The sequence below is a fragment of the Stutzerimonas sp. VN223-3 genome, assembly GCF_045999685.1.
Classification (GTDB): Bacteria; Pseudomonadota; Gammaproteobacteria; order Pseudomonadales; family Pseudomonadaceae; genus Stutzerimonas; species Stutzerimonas stutzeri_AR.
In genome coordinates this window covers 231,173-248,437 of the sequence record NZ_RBEC01000003.1, presented here as the reverse complement: position 1 = coordinate 248,437, position 17,265 = coordinate 231,173, and the positions used below count along the sequence as shown (strand labels likewise).

Here is a 17,265-nt window from a genome sequence, read left to right as displayed (position 1 = left end):
TGCCTTGATTCGAGAACATCATGACCACCGTTCGCACCCGCATCGCACCATCCCCCACCGGCGACCCTCACGTCGGCACTGCCTATATCGCGCTGTTCAACCTCTGCTTCGCCCGCCAGCACGGCGGCCAGTTCATCCTGCGCATCGAGGACACCGATCAGCTGCGCTCGACCCGCGAATCCGAACAGCAGATCTACGACGCACTGCGCTGGCTAGGCATTGAGTGGGACGAAGGCCCGGACGTCGGCGGCCCGCATGGTCCGTACCGGCAGAGCGAGCGCGGCGAGATTTACAAGAAATATTCGGACGAACTGGTTGCCAAGGGTCATGCGTTCCCCTGCTTCTGCAGTGCCGAGCGCCTGGATCAGGTGCGTGCCGAGCAGATGGCCAACAAGGAAACCCCGCGCTACGACGGCTATTGCATGCATATCGCCCCTGTCGAGGCGCAGCGGCGCATTGCCAGTGGCGAGTCCCACGTGATCCGCATGAAGGTGCCGACCGAAGGCGTTTGCCAGGTGCAGGACATGCTGCGCGGTACCGTCGAGATCGGCTGGGACCGCATGGACATGCAGGTGCTGATGAAGGCCGACGGTCTACCGACCTATTTCCTCGCCAACGTCGTCGATGACCACCTGATGGGCATCACCCACGTGCTGCGCGGCGAGGAATGGCTGCCGTCGGCGCCCAAGCTGATCAAGCTCTACGAATACTTCGGCTGGGAACAGCCGCAGCTGTGCTACATGCCGCTGTTGCGCAATCCAGATAAGAGCAAGCTGTCCAAGCGCAAGAACCCCACCTCGGTGACGTTCTACGAGCGCATGGGCTTCATGCCGGAGGCGATGCTCAACTACCTGGGCCGCATGGGCTGGTCGATGCCCGACGAGCGCGAGAAATTCACCCTGGCGGAAATGATCGAGCACTTCGACATCAACCGCGTATCGCTGGGTGGACCTATCTTCGACGTCGAGAAGTTGTCCTGGCTCAACGGCCAGTGGATTCGCGAACTGAGCGTCGAGGCCTTCGCCAGTCAGGTCCAGCAGTGGGCACTGAATCCCGAATACCTGATGAAGATCGCGCCGCACGTGCAGGGCAGGGTGGAGACTTTCAGCCAGATCGCTCCTTTGGCTGGCTTTTTCTTCTCCGGCGCGCTGAGCCTCGACCCGGCGCTATTCGAGCACAAGAAGCTCGACGCCACCCAGGTTCGCCAGGTATTGCAGCTGACGCTGTGGAAGCTGGAGGCGCTGCGCCAGTGGGACAAGGAGCGCATCACCGAATGCATCCAGACCGTTGGCACCCATCTCGAACTGAAGCTGCGTGACGTGATGCCGCTGATGTTTGCCTCCATTACAGGCCAGGCCAGCTCGGTCTCGGTGCTGGATGCGATGGAGATTATCGGGCCGGACCTGACCCGTTTCCGTCTACGCCAAGCGTTGGAGTTGTTGGGCGGCGCGTCGAAGAAAGAAGTAAAAGAGTGGGAAAAGCTGTTCGCGGCGATGGCCTGACAGCGGCACTGCTGTGCCGATGAGCTCGCGCGGCGGATTGCGCTTCGGTACTGTCCGCCAGTGATTGCCGATCAGCCACTCGTCGGCGTAAGTAGTTGTTCTGATGTCGAAATTCTTCGTGACTCAGGAAAAATATCGTTGACACTCTGCAGGGGCGCACCTAATATGCGCCCCGTCCTCGAGATGGGGCTATAGCTCAGCTGGGAGAGCGCTTGCATGGCATGCAAGAGGTCGACGGTTCGATCCCGTCTAGCTCCACCAATCTCGATTGCCACACCGGTCGGTTCGATCGGTTGCCTTTGAAGGGCTTGCGTCCCCTTCGTCTAGTGGCCTAGGACACCGCCCTTTCACGGCGGTAACAGGGGTTCGAGTCCCCTAGGGGACGCCATTATTCAAATCGCGATGCGTAAGCGGCGCGAGTCGGGAGACGCTAAATCCGGGGCTATAGCTCAGCTGGGAGAGCGCTTGCATGGCATGCAAGAGGTCGACGGTTCGATCCCGTCTAGCTCCACCATCCACGGCAGGTCGTAGCGTTTGGCGATCTGTTCATCGAAGGTTTCGTCCCCTTCGTCTAGTGGCCTAGGACACCGCCCTTTCACGGCGGTAACAGGGGTTCGAGTCCCCTAGGGGACGCCATTTTTATTGCCCGTTTTGGGCATCAAAGGGTCATTTCTCACGAAGTGGCCCTTTTTGTTTTGGGCGCGTTTTAACCGGCTGTGCCTTGTGCGGCTCGTCTTCATCAGGCTGAAACGGTAGCGATGCTGAATGGTCAGTCATAGATGATCGCTACCCACGTGACATCCACCGTACGCCTGGCTTCCAATAGGCATCCGGCCGCAGTCTTGGCGGCGCACATGACAGCGAGGGTTATGCATGACTTGGGACCAGGCCGACGCGTTCATCATTGACTTCCAGGTAAGTGCCGAACATATCGACGAGCTGGGTCACGCCAATAACGCGGTCTACGTGTCCTGGCTGGAGCGTTGCGCTTGGCAGCACTCTCAAAGTCTGGGATTGGGGCTGGAGGACTACCGTCGGCTGGATCGTGCGATGGCAGTACTTCGACACGAAATCGATTATCTGGCGGCAGCCTATCGTGGGGATCAATTGCAGTTGGCGACCTGGATCGTCGATTCCGATCAGCGACTGAAAATGAAGCGGAATTTCCAGCTGATCAGGCCCGCGGACGGTACGACTTTGCTGCGTGCCCAAACCACCTTTGTCTGCATCCAGCTGTCGAACGGCAAACCCAAGCGGATGCCGGTAGAGTTCATCGAGGGGTACGGCAGGGCGCTGGTTCAGCCTTACCCCCTCGAGCTCTAGGAGGTACGTTGCTTTAGCGCTGTTCTGGCTTGCTAACGTCGGCGTCACGACGTTCCTTGGCGTCTTCGCGCCAGTCGTCCTGCACTTCATTCTTCATCTTTTCATCCATGGTCTTGCCATCCTTTCCAGCATTAGCAGTATCGTCGCGCTGATGGTTTTCGCTCATGGCGCTGCCCTGAGTGTCGCCAGTGGTACCGTGCGCGCCGTTATGCATGTCCTCCTGATTGGCCATCGCGCCAGTGGCTAGAGCGCTAGTGAAGATTGCGGCGGCTAGAGTCATTGTTTTCATCGGAAATTCCTCCACGTGGTCGGAATGGTGATTCCTACCTCTCTAATTCCGACTCGGAGCTTGGGTAATTGTTCGCTTCGAGGCGGTTGGGATACTGGGGCAATCTCCGAATCGAATCATCATGGCAATTCGGACTGCCGCCGGCATCGCTCACTTGCGGAGCTCTGAGGACGTTTACTGCCAAGATGCGAGTTCGCTGACTGAACGGCTGGCCTCTGGAGTCAGCGTTGGGTATTAGCGCAGTATTTCATGTTATCCGTTGCGCATTCGATCGCCTGGCTGAGTTGCTGCAAGCAGATCTCGATAGCCAATCCTCGGCGGTTAGGATCAAGTTGCTCCAAGTCAGATATGGCCTCGATCAGATCCAGATAGCCATCTTCGTTCACCAGCATTCCGTGACTTACGGTCAGGGTGCGCTCTTCGAGCGATAGCCTGACCGGGTCTCTGCCGGCCAGCGACGCGCCCGAGGAGAGCAGGCAGTCGATGTGCTTGCGCAAAGCGTGGTATTTGCGTTGATCTACCTGGTTTGGCACCTATAGAAGCCTCCTTTCTTTGATGATGGCATTATGATTCTGCTTAAGGGCCGCTGCAATTACTTGCCCGGTCGCCGACGCGGGCCACCGATCCATCCGTTGTCCGCGTTGAGCTGACAATCGGTGATAATGTCTGCGGTCCCGCTCCCATCCGTACGGCATAGCGCTTTGTGCGAGGAGAGCGGTCATTGATGCCGCTACGAGTTTCCTGCCGTTAATCCGACCCGAAAAATCATCCACGTCGATTGCGATTGCTTTTACGCCGCGATCGAGATGCGTGACGATCCCAGTCTCGCCAACCGGCCTATTGCAGTGGGCGGGCTGGCGGACCGTCGCGGTGTCATTGCGACTTGCAATTACGAAGCACGCGCCTATGGCGTGCGCTCGGCCATGGCATCGGGGCATGCGCTACAACTTTGTCCCGATCTGCTAATCCTGCGGCCCCGGATGGATGCCTATAAGGAAGCGTCGAGGGAAATCCACGGCATCTTTCGCACCTACACCAACCTGATCGAACCGCTGTCGCTGGATGAGGCCTATCTCGACGTAAGCAACTGCGAGCACTTCGCTGGCAGCGCAACCCGTATTGCGCAGGACATCCGCCGGCGCGTCTGGCAGCAGCTGCGCATCACGGTTTCAGCGGGCGTGGCACCGAACAAGTTTCTCGCAAAGATCGCCAGTGACTGGAATAAGCCCGATGGGTTGTTCGTGATTACTCCGGACCAAGTCGACGATTTCGTGCAGACTTTGCCGGTCACCAAGCTGCACGGGGTCGGGCGGGTTACGGCCGAGAAGCTGAAAAGACTGGGTATCCAAACCTGTGCCGATCTGCGCACCTGGAAGCGCCTGGATCTGGTACGTGATTTCGGCTCGTTCGGCGAGCGGCTGTGGAGCCTGGCGCATGGGGTCGATGAGCGCCAGGTTCAGGTCGAAAGCCGGCGTCAGTCGGTCAGTGTCGAGAATACTTATGATCGTGACCTACCGGATCTCGCGGCCTGCCTTGAGCGATTGCCAGAGCTGCTCGATGAACTCGCCGGAAGAATGGCGCGACTCGATAGTGGATACCGACCCGGCAAGCCCTTCGTCAAACTCAAATTCCACGACTTCACCCAGACCACCCTTGAGCAAGCCGGTGCCGGTCTCGAGCTGGAGGATTACGCCGATCTTCTTGCTGGCGCCTTTGCGCGCGGCAAGCGTCCGGTACGGCTGATAGGGGTCGGCGTTCGATTGATTGATCTGCGTAGCGGCTTCGAGCAGTTGCGTCTGTTCTGACGCTATTTACCGTGTTTTCTCTTCAGCTGCTATCTGCATTACGCGCCGGGACCTTTCATCCAAACATATAAAGAAGGGGATTCCCCGGCCTGCCTGTACTGGGGCCCCCGAAACTGGTTACCGAAGAAATGCATCGGTCGTGCCAGTTGAGGAGATTGCAGACAGTTCGTGAAGAAAAGCTGCGGGCAGCTACGTAAAGCTGAATGTGATGGGCTCCGCAGCCATAGGGTTGCGGAGCCCGGCGCTCGATAGCGAAGTGAACATGCATGCTTGCAGTGCGTATCCGGGCAAGCGTGCTCAGCGTTGGCGCAGTCAGTTCTGTTCTGGCCAGACCCGAAGCGGCGCGCCTTCAGCCGGCCAGAAGCGCAACTGGTCGATTTTGGAGACATCCCATCGTTCGATTTGCGACAGCAGCTCAAGAAAGTGCTGCTCCTGCTTCATGATGTGTTCCGCGCACATCTTGCGCGTACTGCCGATTTCGCTGAAGCGAATTTGCTGATTGTCGAGCTGGTAGCTGGCGAACCAGTGGTTGCAGCCAGCGTTGCCATAGACGCGGTCTTCGCTGAAGGTCAGCGAGACCGGGTTGCGACCGACGACCGGCTTGTTTCCGATCCACTCGGCGATATAAGTGACGTCGTTCTGCAGGGTCAACGGTTCGACCGCACAGCCGCTGACCAACAAGGCGAGGCTCGCCAGGGTGAGTTTTTTCATTGCTGAGCATCCTTGCATGCAGGGCACAAGTGGCGGCCCGCGTGGTTCTTCCAGCCGAGCTCGGCGATTCGCGCTTCAGCAGCGGGGGAGCGGGCGGCTTCGCCTTTGGTTGCATCCACGGCAAATTCGAAGTCCAGCTGCTTGCCGCATCCGTCGCAATCGACTTGCCAATTAATGATCGCGAGCTCGCGGAATACCGGACCGCTAGCGACGGCCATCCATTGTCCCGGAGGATTGATCAGGTGGCGAACCTTGTCCACGGTCAGGCGTTGGGAGAGCTCGCGGCTGCCCTTGAGCGTGACGATCAGAACATCACCCGAGCGAACGTTTCCGCCGTTTCCGGTGACCTGGTAGCGGCCCGGCGCTAGAGCACGGCATTCGGTCAGTGTGTGTGCAGGATTGAGCAGGTTGTAGCGGAAATCGTGTTCGGCCATGACTCGCGATCGACTGGGTAAGGGGGAGTTGCGGTGGGCGGTAATGCTAGCACGTGAGACATGGAGGGCGGTGCCGGCGCGAAGTGTTGGCACCATCGGCTGGTTGTGGAGGCTACGCCGAATCTGCCGGCGCAGGAGATGGGTTCGGAAAACGTGGCGTTTAGACGCTTGGTGGAGGCAAGCGTCGGGTTGGGTATGGGCTGATGGTGTTGAACCCCACCCCTCACCCCAGCCCTCTCCCCGAGGGGAGAGGGGGTAGATTGATGCTGTCGTTGCGTTGTTGTAGAGCCGGCAGCGGGTGGGCTTGGAGCGCAGAAGCTATAAAGCCGATTAGTTATGGCCGGTCGTTGGCAAAGGTCTCGTCGAAGAAGACTTTCATGTCTTCCCAGGAACGTTCGTCCGCGCGCTTGTTGTAGGCCACATCGACGCCTTTGTCCTGGAACTTGTCCGCACCGGGGTTGGTGAAGCCGTGTTTGGCGCCGGGCAGGTTGACGAACTGGAAGTCGGCGCCGGCCTTGACCATCTCCGCGTTCAGTGCGGCGACGTCTTCGGCGCTAACCATGCTGTCTTCGCTGCCATGTTCAACCAGCACGCGTGCCTTGACGCTGCCGGGCGCGGCGCGGGTGTTGGTGGCCAGCGCACCATGGAAACTGACTACACCTTCGAGCGGCACGCCCTGACGCGCCATGTCCAGTACCACCTTGCCACCGAAACAGTAGCCGACCGCTGCGAGTTTGGCGGCATCGGTCTGTTGCTGTTGCTTGAGTAGGTCCAGGCCGGCATTGAAGCGGCCCTTGGCTGCATCGGCATCGGCCAGCGCAGCCTGCATGAAGCTCATGGCGTCCTTCGGATGCTCGGTGTTCTTTCCTTCACCGTACATGTCGATCGCCAACGCGCTGTAGCCGAGCTCGGCAAGATCGCGGGCACGGCTTTTTGCGTAATCATTCAGGCCCCACCATTCATGGACCACTACAACGCCGGGGCGTTTGCCTTCGATAGCGTCGTCATAGGCGTAGTAGCCGATCATCTTGGTGCCGTCGTCAGCGGTGTAGGGAATTTCCTGGGTCTGTATTTCGGCTTGAGCGAAGGCACTGGCGGCCATCAGCGCGCCGAGCAAGTAATAGCGCATGGAAAAGACTCCTTGTTATGGACAGCGTCGATAGACAGCGGTTGTTCGACTCGCGCACAACCAGGTTGTTCAGGCGGAACGGTGCTCAAGCCCCAGCGCCTGTCGTAACCATCACTGATGAAGGACGCCTGCGATACCGTCCTTTCGGGTGAGCAAGGATGTTGTAGATGATGTTGCACCAAGGCACAACGGGTACACCGGCTGAAGCTTCGTTCCGAAACGGCGTCATTTGGTTTTTGCTGCGAGGAAGCTGCCGGCGGATTCGCACCTATGCTTATCTTGGCCGACTTGTATAAGACCGCTGATGAAAGACCGCTCTGTGCTAGTCTTCGCGCCTTTTTTTCCAAGGCTGATGGGCAGAATTTCGGGGATTGATGATGAACGCCGATAGCGACTCCTCGACTCACTTCAAGCGCGGCACCGCCGCCTACCGTCGCGCGACGCTGGCGCTGTTCTGTGCCGGCTTCGCAACCTTTGCCATGCTCTATTGCGTGCAACCGTTGCTGCCGCTGCTGGCTGCACATTTTTCCGTCTCGGCCGCCAGCAGCAGCTTGGCGTTATCGTTGGCGACCCTGTCGCTGGCGCTTTGCCTGCTAGTGTCCGGGGCTCTTGCTGAAAGCTGGGGACGCAAGCCGGTGATGGTTGCGGCACTGTCGTTAGCAAGCCTGCTGGGACTTGCCTGTGTGTTGGTGGATTCCTGGAATCTTTTGCTGCTGCTACGGGCCTTGTTGGGTCTCGCGCTTAGCGGAATGCCAGCGTTGGCGATGGCTTATGTGGGCGAGGAGTTCGATCCCGATTCGCTGCCGGCTGCGATGGGCTTGTACATTGGTGGGACCGCACTCGGCGGTCTGTTGGGCAGATTGCTGTCTGGGCTGTTGAGCGATATCGGTGGCTGGCAATTGGCACTCGGCGGGATCGCCGGCCTGGGTCTTCTGTCGCTGGGGTTGTTCGTCTGGCTGTTGCCGGCATCGCGCCATTTCAAGGCCCAGCCGCTGTCACTGCGCGGATTGCTCGGCAACTTCAGCCAGCATCTGAGCAACCCGATATTGCGTCAGTTGTTTCTGCAGGCGTTTTTGCTGATGGGCGGCTTCGTCGCACTGTTCAACTACATCGGTTTTCGTCTGGCCGGAGCGCCTTTCGGTCTTTCCTCGACGGTGATTGGCCTGCTGTTCACCGTTTATCTCGTGGGAATCTTCAGCGCGGGTTGGGCCGGAAGGTTGGTGCCGCGCTTTGGCGTCAGAGCGGTACTCCAAGGCGGAGTCGGCTTGATGCTTATAGGCGTGGTGCTGTGTTCGACGCCCTGGTTGATCGCCATCATTGTCGGCCTGGCGCTGTTCACGTTGGGGTTCTTTGCTGCCCATGCGGTCGCGAGCGGGCAGGTTGGCCTGCATGCCAGGGGCGCCAAAGCCCAGGCATCGGCGTTGTACCTCTGCGCTTATTACTTAGGGTCGAGCGTGGTGGGTTATGCAGCCGGTTATGTCTGGGAGCACGCCGGCTGGTTACCACTCATGGCGGTGCTCGCTGCGCTGTTCGTGTTGGCCGCCTGGTGGGCACGGCGCCTGTAGCGCATTGGCGCGGTGCTCACTCGAGGCGTTGCTGGCCGCTGAAAACCAGCGTGGCGCGGCAGCTGCGGCAGAAATAGCGACGACCCTTGCGGACCAGGGCATGACGCTGTGCCGTGAAGGGAAAGTCCTGCTCAACACATTGGCAACGATAGATGTAGCGGGTGACTTGGCGACGGGCGATTTCGTAGGTGTGGCAGCGGTCCGGGGTCAGCTCATATACGCCGCGCATGATCAGTTGCCACTCTTCGCCATGCGGGCGGATGTGTCCGCCGAACATTTGGTGGGCAACCAGATGCGCAACTTCATGGGCTACGGTCTGCTTGAGAAAGTGCTCGCGATTTTCCTGATAAAGCTTTGGGTTGAAGCGCAGCAGGTTCTGGTTCAGATGCGCAACACCTGCTTTCTGTCCGCGCAGTTTGAAGCTGACCTGCGGCCGTTCGAAGCGCTGATTGAAAAAGGTTTCGGCCTGCTGATAACAGGCCTCGACGCGGGCATGAAGCTGCTCGGGCATAGGGGCCTCCAAAGGAGCCCGGATTATGCCGCACCCTGCTCGGCTGACAACTACTCAGAGACCGCCGGGTGCCTCCTGAGGGCGTTCCTGCTGTGTGCCATAGCTCTGGTTTTCCTGCACGGTGCGCTCATAGTTCGGCTCGAGTGAGAGATTCCAGAACAGGATCATGCTGACCAGCACGGTTACCAGCACGAGCAACGCGACGCCCCAGATTGAGCTCGCATAGAGAAAGCTCTGCGAGCTGCGCTGACGCATAAAGGCCGGGAGGCCGGTGAACAGCAGATAGGTGGCGTAGATTCCGGCAATCAGGATGACGATAGCGGCGAACCAGCGGTTCGGGTAAAGGCCCGTGACTCCGGCGAGCAGGAAGGGTGTAATCACATAAGCGATAAAGCCGATGCATTGGTTCAGGTTCGGTCGCACATCGAACGCACGCGCCATCCAGCGTACGAAAAACCCCATGATTACGGTGCCGATGATGATCGTGACGTAGAGCAGCAGACACAGCTGCAATGCGCTGGCGAAGTCGAGTCTTACGCGTTCATCATCTACCAGGCTCCAGCCGACAAAGGTAACCCCGATGAACAAGCACACGGCGGGAATCAGCGCCAGCACCAGAAGGTGCAGCAGATAGTGCAGGCCGTGGACGTCTTCCTTCTGGCGGATCGTTTCCCAGGCACGGTCCGGCCGGGTGAACAAGCTAATGAATTCTGGGGTCATGGAGCCTCCTGATACCGATGCTTGAGCCGCTGTCGTACGTATAGACGTCACAGCGGCGCAGGGATTCAGCAGGCTTTGGTTTCAATCTGTCGTGCCTGGATGGTTCAGATACATGCAAAAGCTTCAAGCCCCGCCAGTTCGGAGCTTGAAGCTTTCAGCTTGCCCGCTTGTCAGCGAATGTAGATCGGACCGACTCCCATGCCCCATGTGATCACCGATAGCGCGATGATTGCCACCAGCACGACCAGCCCCACAGCCAATATCGAGCTTGAGAACAGAAAGCCCTCATCCGATGGGATGTTCATGAAAGTTGGCAAGCCGACATAGAGCAGGTACGTCGTGTAGCAGATCGCTGCCGTGCCGACGATCATGCCCAGCCAAATGTGCGGATAGAGCGCAGCCAGCCCGCCGACGAACAAGGGTGTCGCGGTGTAGGCCGCAAAAACGATGCATTGCACCAGCGTCGGGCTTGCATCATAGGTGCGTGCCATCCAGTGAATGAATCCACCCATCACCGCGACGCCGGCGAGCATCGCCAGGTAAGAGAGGAGGGTGAGCTGTAGCGCGCTGCTCTCGGTGAGCTTTACCGCCTCGCCACCGCCGATGCTCCAGCCGACCTGAGTGGTTCCGATGAACGCTGATATTGCCGGAATCGCCGCTAACACTGCGACCTCACCCAGATGCAGGTGTCCGACCTCGCGTTCTTCCCCAGTGATTTCCTGCCATTCCTGGCCAGGATGAGCGAACAGTCCCCAAACGTGATTGATCATGCCAGCGTCTCCTCAGTTTTGGAGGGTCGCTTCGCCTGGCGTGCCGTCAAGTGGACGGGCGTGCGACCTTAAGTCGCAGTATAGGAAGTTGACGGTACGGCGGATTAGGCATGGTTAGAGCAATTGGAAGCTATGCCGTCACCGGTAATAGCGCTGGAGTATTTCCATCGCCAGATTGATTGACTGAATGCGCGTCGTGCTGCCGCCGCGGTCGGGATGGTGAATGCTGACAAGCTGGCGATAGCGTCGCTTGATTGCATGCAGATTCAGCGAGGAGCCTACCTGATCCAGTTCAAACAGCTCAAGCGCCGCACGCTTCTGCTCCGGATCCTCTGCACTGTTCCGCTCACCGATATAGTCGCCACGCATGCGCGACCAGAAGCTGGCCAACAGCCGTTCCACTGCGTCCTCGTCGGTATCGCGCAGGTTGGTCATGTCCAGGTAGTACTCGCGCAGCGGATCCTGCGTAGTTACGCCGCTGACTGCAGGTGTGTAGGGCTGGAGTTGAACGCACAAGGGAGAGATTTGCAGGTCGTGGCTGGTTTCGCCCCACAGCTGATCGCGTAGACGGTACAGCGCGTTGAAGACAAGAAAATGGGTGCGAAACAGCACTAACTTGTCGAGTAGCGGCAGGTTAGGGATATGGGTGCTATGACGGGCCTTGAGCTGCTGAATCAGCTGGTATTCGCTGCAACCTTCCGGCTGTTCGCGCAGCAGCACGAGTATCTGTTCGGCCAGGTCCATGTCGGGTTCGAAATCATCGTTCATGCCGGCAAGCCTAGCATAGCGCCAGCATCGCAAAAGGCTGGATGGATGGGCTGGGGCGACAGCACTTTTTGCGCGTAAAATGCGCGCCTTTCGCATCTCACCGGACTCTGACATGGGCAACCTCTCGGTCAACCAGAACAAACTGCAGAAGCGCCTGCGCCGCCTCGCCGGCGAGGCCGTCACCGATTTCAACATGATCGAGGATGGCGATAAGGTCATGGTCTGCCTGTCCGGCGGCAAGGACAGCTACACCATGCTCGACGTGCTGCTGTATCTGCAGAAGGTCGCGCCGATCAAGTTCGAGATCGTTGCGGTGAATATGGATCAGAAGCAGCCCGGCTTCCCCGAACACGTCCTGCCCGAGTATCTGAAATCTATCGGCGTCGATTACCACATCGTCGAGAAGGACACCTATTCGGTGGTCAAGGAAAAGATCCCGGAAGGCAAGACCACTTGCTCGCTGTGCTCGCGCCTGCGTCGCGGCACGCTCTACACATTCGCCGACGAGATCGGCGCCACCAAGATGGCGCTCGGTCACCATCGCGACGACATTCTGGAAACCTTCTTCCTTAATATGTTCTACGGCGGCACGCTCAAGGCCATGCCACCCAAACTGCTCTCAGACGACGGCCGTAACGTAGTGATTCGCCCGTTGGCCTATTGCAACGAGGCGGATATCGAAGCCTATTCGCAGATGAAAGGATTTCCGATCATCCCGTGCAACCTCTGCGGTTCGCAGGAAAACCTTCAGCGTCAGGTGGTCAAGGAGATGCTGCAAGAGTGGGAGCGCAAGTCGCCGGGCCGCGTCGAGATCATGTTCCGCGCCCTGCAGAACGTGGTGCCGTCGCAGCTGGCGGACCGCAACCTGTTCGATTTCACCAGTTTGCGTATCGACAACGAAGCCACGCCGCGCTTTCTCGATGTGATGAGCTTGTAAAGCAGCCGCACGTGCAAAGTTTTGCAGGGTAGGGTGGGCTGAAGCCCACCCTACTAGCTGAAGCGGAACGCTGCTCGGTCTACCCTGCGGGCTGCGCATCGACGTCAGCATGCCGCCACGTTTCGTCGATGAGCCTATAAAAGCAGCGGCAAGCTCCGCCACTAGCTGAAAGTAGAAGCTTGGTAGGGTGGGCCTCAGCCCACCACAGCGCGCTCCATGGCCTGACTGGTGGGCTGAAGCCCACCCTACATACTGAAGCGGAGCGCGCACGGCCCGCCCCACAAGCTACAGTCATGAATGAATTCATGGTTGTAGGTCGCCGGCGCGCTGCGGTAATGTTCGGCGTTCTTACGGAGTCAACCATGCCGTCCAGTCGCAATCTTTCTTCTCTCGATCAAGCCGGTGCCCTGCATGCCGCGCATTTGCGTGGACAAGTGATCGCGGCTGCTGGTTATTACTTTTTTGGGTATTGGTTTAGCCATAGGCGCGCCTGATACCCCACAGGCGCCCTAGCAAACAGGGTCGCCACCAGACAGTTTTCGAACCCCCGGTCGGCCATCCCACCGGGGGTTTTCTTTTTCCGGCCTGAAGGGCCCAACGCAGAGGACAAAACAGATGAACAACTACCGCAGCTATTACCGCACCTTCCGTTATGACTGGCGATTTAGCCGCTTCAACGCCGCTGTTCCAACACCTATAGACCGAACACTTCGCTAGCGCTGGCGCGGCACAGAAGCCGCGCCGGCCAAAGGACCGCCAGATCATGAACGCACCGATTTCTGCTCAGCTCGCTAACTCCAACCCCGTCTCCAACCCAGCCAGACGCAGCGCTCAACCGCTGCCCAGTCCCGCCGTACTACGCCAACGCCTACCGTTGAACGCCGCGCTTTCCGAGCGTATCCGGACCGACCGCAATGCCATCCGCGCCGTGCTCGACGGCAGCGATCCGCGCCTGCTGGTGGTGATCGGGCCGTGCTCTCTGCACGACCCGCAATCTGCGCTCGATTACGCCTCACGCCTGGCCGAACTGGCGCCACAGGTCAGCGATCAGCTGTTGCTGGTGATGCGCGCTTATGTCGAGAAGCCCCGTACGACGGTCGGCTGGAAGGGGCTGGTCTACGATCCGCATCTGGACGGCAGCAGCAATATGGCCGAAGGGCTGAGCGTATCGCGCCGCTTGATGCTGGACATCCTCGACCGCGGCCTGCCGATCGCCACCGAGCTGTTGCAGCCTCTGGCAGCGGCCTATTTCGATGATCTGTTGAGCTGGGCGGCGATTGGCGCGCGCACCAGCGAATCGCAGATTCACCGCGAAATGGCCAGTGGCCTGGACCTGCCGGTGGGTTTCAAGAACGGCACCGATGGCAGTGTGGGGATCGCCTGTGACGCGATGCGTTCGGCGGCGCATCCGCATCAGCATTTCGGTATCGATGATCTCGGCCATCCGGCGCTAATGAGCACGCTCGGAAACCCGGATACGCATCTGGTGCTGCGCGGCGGCCATACCGGACCGAACCATGACGCCGAAAGCGTTGCGATGGCTAATGCTGCGTTGCTCAAGCAAGGCATCGCTGCTCGGATCATGGTCGATTGCAGCCACGCCAACAGCGGCAAGAACCCGCTGCGCCAGCCAGCGGTGCTGCAGAACGTCATTGACCAACGCCTGACCGGCGATGCGAGCCTGCGTGGCGTCATGATCGAAAGCCACCTGTTCGATGGTTGCCAACCGCTTTCCGACGACCTGCGTTACGGCGTTTCCATTACCGATGGTTGCCTGGGCTGGAGCGCCACCGAGCAGATGCTGCGTGACGCGGCTGATCGGTTGCGCGGCTGACTCAGCAAGCCCGGCTGCGACGGCCGGGCTTGCGGTTCGCAGGGTCTTGCGGGCAACCTGTGCGGCTGGTTTTCCCGCCCTACAGGACCCCATGCGCGATTACAAATGGCTGTACGAATATTGTCTGAATCGCTTCGGCTCTGCCGCGGCACTGGAAAACCGACTGCCGCGCCCCAGCAGCGCTGACGACTTGCGGGCCGTTCCGGATGACCGCTATCTCTCGCTGATCAGCCTGCGGATATTCCGTGCCGGACTCAAGCACAGTTTGGTGGATGCGAAATGGCCGGCATTCGAGGAAGTGTTCTTCCGTTTCGACCCGGAAAAGTTGGTGTTGATGGGCGGCGAGCACATCGAGCGACTGATGCAGGACACGCGGGTCATTCGCCATTTGGGCAAGCTCAAAAGTGTGCCGCGCAATGCCCAGTTCGTACTTGACGTGGCAAAGGAGCACGGCAGCTTCGGCAATCTCATCGCCGATTGGCCGGTAACCGATATCGTCGGTCTGTGGCGCTACCTGGCCAAACAGGGATGTCAGCTAGGCGGGTTGTCCGCGCCGCGTCTGCTGCGCATGGCTGGCAAAGACACCTTCATCCCGAGCAATGACGTGGTCGCTGCACTCAAGGCGCAAAAAGTGGTCGACAAGGTGCCCAGCAGCCAACGCGACCAGGCGGCCGTGCAATCAATGTTCAATCAGTGGCACAGCGAGAGCGGCCGCCCCATGTGTCAGCTGTCGGTGATGCTGGCGTTTACCGTTAACCACTGAGCCCATTGCGTATCGAGTCGAAGTGCTTCAAGCGCGGTCCTATTTGAAGTCATGTCGCATCAAGCCAGCCAGGGCTGACAGCGAAGGAGGACAAAGATGGACGGAGCCATGCAGCGAATTGCCAAGGCGCTGCGGCAGGCAGAGCGCATCCTGATCATCACTGGCGCCGGGCTTTCCGCGGATTCCGGGCTGCCGACCTATCGTGGCGTCGGCGGGCTGTACAATGGTCACACCGAGGACGGCCTGCCAATCGAGGTGGCGTTGTCCGGCCCGATGCTCAGACGTAATCCAGCGCTGTGTTGGAAATACCTGGCTGAAATCGGCCGTGCCTGCCTCTGCGCCGAGCCCAATGCCGGTCACACTGCCATCGCCGAGCTGCAACGGCACAAGCCAGGCTGCTGGGTACTGACGCAGAACGTCGATGGCTATCACCTGGCGGCCGGCAGCCCGCCACAACGGCTGATTGAAATCCACGGAACCATTGCACCGCTGTACTGCATGACCTGTGGCGAGCAGAGCGACCAGTTGAGTTGCCATCTTGGTCGCCCGCTGCCGCCGCGTTGCGCATGCGGCGGCGTGCTGCGACCGCCAGTGGTGCTGTTCGAGGAGATGTTGCCGGAGGCGGCGTTGGGGCGCTTGCAGACCGAGATGGCAGAGGGATTCGACGCGGTGGTCGCGGTGGGCACCTCGGCGAGCTTCGCCTATATCGTCGAACCGATACTGCGTACACGCCACAGCGGCGGGTTTACGGCACAGATCGATCCGGTCGCCAGCGAGCTGTCGCTTCTGGTGGATGTCCATTTGGCAGCAGGCGCGTCAGACGTTTTGCCGCAGCTAATCCGTCACATTTTCTCTGATTGAATTTGCTCATCGGGGCATCGGCAGGCATAGTCTCGCCACTTTCGACTTCCCGACATGCCTGTGCCATGCGCCAACGCCTCGCACCCCTGTTGCCATTTGCTTTCATCTTGCTGCTGACGGCCTGTGCCGGACAGCCAGAACAGACCGAAAGTCCTCTCGCGCTGCACGATTTCCAATTCGAACTTGCGAGCGTCGAACCAGAAGCGGATACCGCCCAAGCCGAATCATCCGAACCCAGCGAGCAACAGCTCCGCGACCTATCCGATGGGCAGAGCTATGAATTGCCGCCGCTTGCCGACAGCATTCTCGAGCGTGGTTTTACCCTCGTTGGTACGCCTTACCGGTATGGCGGCACCTCGACAAAAACCGGTTTCGATTGCAGTGGCTTCGTCAGCTTCCTGTTCCGCAAGGAAGCCGGGATCGAGCTGCCACGCTCTACGCGCGAAATGATCAACCTCGACGCCCCGAAGATCAAACGCAGCGAGTTGCAACCGGGCGACGTGGTTTTTTTCAATAATCGCGGTCGCGGCCGGGTCAGCCATGCCGGTATCTACATCGGCGATGACCAGTTCATCCATTCCTCCAGTAGTCGCAGCGGCGGCGTTCGCGTCGACAGCCTGGATAGCAAATACTGGCGCGCCAGCTTCATGCAAGCCAAGCGCGTGCTGGCTCTGGCTCACGATTCGAGCTCTATTCCCGTTCATCATTGATCGGCGAGGTTGAGCTGCGCCGGGGGTTGCATCCATCGGCGCATGCCGGCAGAGTGATGGCTCATTTACCTGGACTGCTCTGCCATGCCCTTTCTGGCCCGTCTCACGACTGTTCTGCTGACAGCTTTGCTGCTGACAGCCTGTGCCGGACGGCAGCCCGTTGAACCGGTCGTGATAGCACCTGCGGCGCCGCAGCAGTTGCCAGGTACTGCTGAAGATGTCCTGTTCACTGCTCTTGGGCTGGTCGGCACACCTTATCGCTACGGTGGCAACACACCCGATAGCGGCTTCGATTGCAGTGGCCTGATTGGCTACGTCTTCCGCGGCGCGGCAGATCTCACACTGCCTCGTACCACGCGCGAAATGAGCACCATGCGCGGCGCTGCAGTCAGGCGCGATGCGCTACAGGCGGGCGATCTGTTGTTCTTCGCGACCAGTGGTGGGCGCCGCGTCAGTCATGCAGCCATCTACGTCGGGAACGGGCGTTTCGTCCACGCGCCCTCCAGCGGCGGAACAGTGCGGCTGGACAGCCTCTCCAATAGCTACTGGCAGAAGAACTACCTCAGCGCCAAGCGCGTCCTCGACAGCGAGCAACTTGCCCGCAATCCGTGAGGCTCAACGTGCCTGGCAGGA

Annotated in this window: 19 protein-coding genes and 4 tRNA genes; 14 read left to right on the top strand and 9 right to left on the bottom strand. The window is 59.5% G+C overall.

Annotated elements, in window-relative coordinates:
• The first annotated feature begins 20 nt into the window (after nt 1-20).
• The 6 genes from gltX to D7241_RS17000 all read left to right on the top strand — a co-directional run bounded on the left by gltX (nt 21) and on the right by D7241_RS17000 (nt 2,825).
• Complete coding sequence (gltX, locus tag D7241_RS17025; RefSeq protein ID WP_408102526.1) at nt 21-1,502, top strand: glutamate--tRNA ligase; 1,482 nt, start codon at nt 21-23, stop codon at nt 1,500-1,502.
• A 185-nt stretch (nt 1,503-1,687) separates the two neighbouring features.
• Nucleotides 1,688-1,763 (top strand) — tRNA-Ala (locus D7241_RS17020).
• Between the two features lie 51 nt (nt 1,764-1,814).
• Nucleotides 1,815-1,890: transfer RNA gene (locus tag D7241_RS17015), tRNA-Glu, on the top strand.
• 50 nt (nt 1,891-1,940) lie between these two features.
• Nucleotides 1,941-2,016, top strand: a tRNA-Ala gene (locus tag D7241_RS17010).
• A gap of 46 nt (nt 2,017-2,062) precedes the next feature.
• Nucleotides 2,063-2,138: transfer RNA gene (locus tag D7241_RS17005), tRNA-Glu, on the top strand.
• Nucleotides 2,139-2,375: 237 nt separating this feature from the next.
• Nucleotides 2,376-2,825: an acyl-CoA thioesterase gene (locus D7241_RS17000; RefSeq protein ID WP_408102525.1), complete on the top strand. Its 450-nt coding sequence runs from the start codon at nt 2,376-2,378 to the stop codon at nt 2,823-2,825.
• A 13-nt stretch (nt 2,826-2,838) separates the two neighbouring features.
• Here the strand turns inward: D7241_RS17000 and D7241_RS16995 are convergent, their stop codons facing one another.
• Both D7241_RS16995 and D7241_RS16990 read right to left on the bottom strand, forming a co-directional pair.
• On the bottom strand, nt 2,839-3,114 hold the full coding sequence (locus D7241_RS16995; RefSeq protein ID WP_408102524.1) for a hypothetical protein: 276 nt from the start codon (nt 3,112-3,114) through the stop codon (nt 2,839-2,841).
• 221 nt (nt 3,115-3,335) lie between these two features.
• Nucleotides 3,336-3,647, bottom strand: a complete 312-nt coding sequence (locus D7241_RS16990; protein WP_408102523.1) for a hypothetical protein — start codon at nt 3,645-3,647, stop codon at nt 3,336-3,338.
• A gap of 231 nt (nt 3,648-3,878) precedes the next feature.
• Here D7241_RS16990 and dinB point away from each other — a divergent pair, with 231 nt between their 5' ends.
• On the top strand, nt 3,879-4,919 hold the full coding sequence (dinB, locus tag D7241_RS16985; RefSeq protein WP_408102951.1) for a DNA polymerase IV: 1,041 nt from the start codon (nt 3,879-3,881) through the stop codon (nt 4,917-4,919).
• A 312-nt stretch (nt 4,920-5,231) separates the two neighbouring features.
• On the opposite strand, the gene D7241_RS16980 is transcribed toward dinB, so the two are convergent.
• From D7241_RS16980 to D7241_RS16970, 3 genes are all read right to left on the bottom strand, one after another.
• Complete coding sequence (locus D7241_RS16980; protein WP_255978787.1) at nt 5,232-5,630, bottom strand: META domain-containing protein; 399 nt, start codon at nt 5,628-5,630, stop codon at nt 5,232-5,234.
• Nucleotides 5,627-6,064, bottom strand: a complete 438-nt coding sequence (locus D7241_RS16975) for a hypothetical protein (RefSeq protein ID WP_408102522.1) — start codon at nt 6,062-6,064, stop codon at nt 5,627-5,629. The genes D7241_RS16980 and D7241_RS16975 overlap by 4 nt, the downstream gene beginning before the upstream one ends.
• A 334-nt stretch (nt 6,065-6,398) precedes the next feature.
• The gene (locus D7241_RS16970; protein ID WP_408102521.1) at nt 6,399-7,193 is read right to left on the bottom strand and encodes a dienelactone hydrolase family protein; all 795 of its coding nucleotides are present in this window, start codon (nt 7,191-7,193) and stop codon (nt 6,399-6,401) included.
• Between the two features lie 377 nt (nt 7,194-7,570).
• Between D7241_RS16970 and D7241_RS16965 the strand changes: the two genes are divergently transcribed.
• Complete coding sequence (locus D7241_RS16965; RefSeq protein WP_408102520.1) at nt 7,571-8,758, top strand: MFS transporter; 1,188 nt, start codon at nt 7,571-7,573, stop codon at nt 8,756-8,758.
• 16 nt (nt 8,759-8,774) lie between these two features.
• On the opposite strand, the gene D7241_RS16960 is transcribed toward D7241_RS16965, so the two are convergent.
• From D7241_RS16960 to D7241_RS16945, 4 genes are all read right to left on the bottom strand, one after another.
• Entirely contained in the window at nt 8,775-9,269 is a 495-nt protein-coding gene (locus D7241_RS16960) for a SprT family zinc-dependent metalloprotease (protein WP_408102519.1), read from the bottom strand.
• Nucleotides 9,270-9,323: 54 nt separating this feature from the next.
• Nucleotides 9,324-9,989 carry a Yip1 family protein gene (locus D7241_RS16955; protein WP_408102518.1) on the bottom strand — a complete coding sequence of 222 codons (666 nt, stop codon included), beginning with the start codon at nt 9,987-9,989 and terminating at the stop codon, nt 9,324-9,326.
• Nucleotides 9,990-10,159: 170 nt separating this feature from the next.
• Nucleotides 10,160-10,759 (bottom strand): Yip1 family protein, encoded by a 600-nt coding sequence (locus D7241_RS16950; RefSeq protein ID WP_408102517.1) that lies wholly within the window; start codon nt 10,757-10,759, stop codon nt 10,160-10,162.
• A gap of 138 nt (nt 10,760-10,897) precedes the next feature.
• Nucleotides 10,898-11,527 carry a DNA-J related domain-containing protein gene (locus D7241_RS16945; protein WP_408102516.1) on the bottom strand — a complete coding sequence of 210 codons (630 nt, stop codon included), beginning with the start codon at nt 11,525-11,527 and terminating at the stop codon, nt 10,898-10,900.
• Between the two features lie 112 nt (nt 11,528-11,639).
• On the opposite strand from D7241_RS16945, the gene ttcA reads away from it, so the two are divergent.
• From ttcA to D7241_RS16915, 6 genes are all read left to right on the top strand, one after another.
• Entirely contained in the window at nt 11,640-12,464 is an 825-nt protein-coding gene (ttcA, locus tag D7241_RS16940; RefSeq protein WP_408102515.1) for a tRNA 2-thiocytidine(32) synthetase TtcA, read from the top strand.
• A gap of 763 nt (nt 12,465-13,227) precedes the next feature.
• Nucleotides 13,228-14,298 (top strand): 3-deoxy-7-phosphoheptulonate synthase, encoded by a 1,071-nt coding sequence (locus tag D7241_RS16935; RefSeq protein ID WP_408102514.1) that lies wholly within the window; start codon nt 13,228-13,230, stop codon nt 14,296-14,298.
• A 91-nt stretch (nt 14,299-14,389) separates the two neighbouring features.
• Entirely contained in the window at nt 14,390-15,061 is a 672-nt protein-coding gene (locus D7241_RS16930) for a DNA-3-methyladenine glycosylase I (RefSeq protein WP_408102513.1), read from the top strand.
• Nucleotides 15,062-15,157: 96 nt separating this feature from the next.
• Nucleotides 15,158-15,922, top strand: a complete 765-nt coding sequence (locus tag D7241_RS16925) for an NAD-dependent deacylase (protein WP_408102512.1) — start codon at nt 15,158-15,160, stop codon at nt 15,920-15,922.
• Nucleotides 15,923-15,987: 65 nt separating this feature from the next.
• The gene (locus D7241_RS16920) at nt 15,988-16,632 is read left to right on the top strand and encodes a C40 family peptidase (protein ID WP_408102511.1); all 645 of its coding nucleotides are present in this window, start codon (nt 15,988-15,990) and stop codon (nt 16,630-16,632) included.
• A gap of 84 nt (nt 16,633-16,716) precedes the next feature.
• Nucleotides 16,717-17,244, top strand: coding sequence for a C40 family peptidase (locus D7241_RS16915; RefSeq protein WP_408102510.1), 528 nt, complete (start codon nt 16,717-16,719; stop codon nt 17,242-17,244).
• Nucleotides 17,245-17,265: the final 21 nt, after the last annotated feature.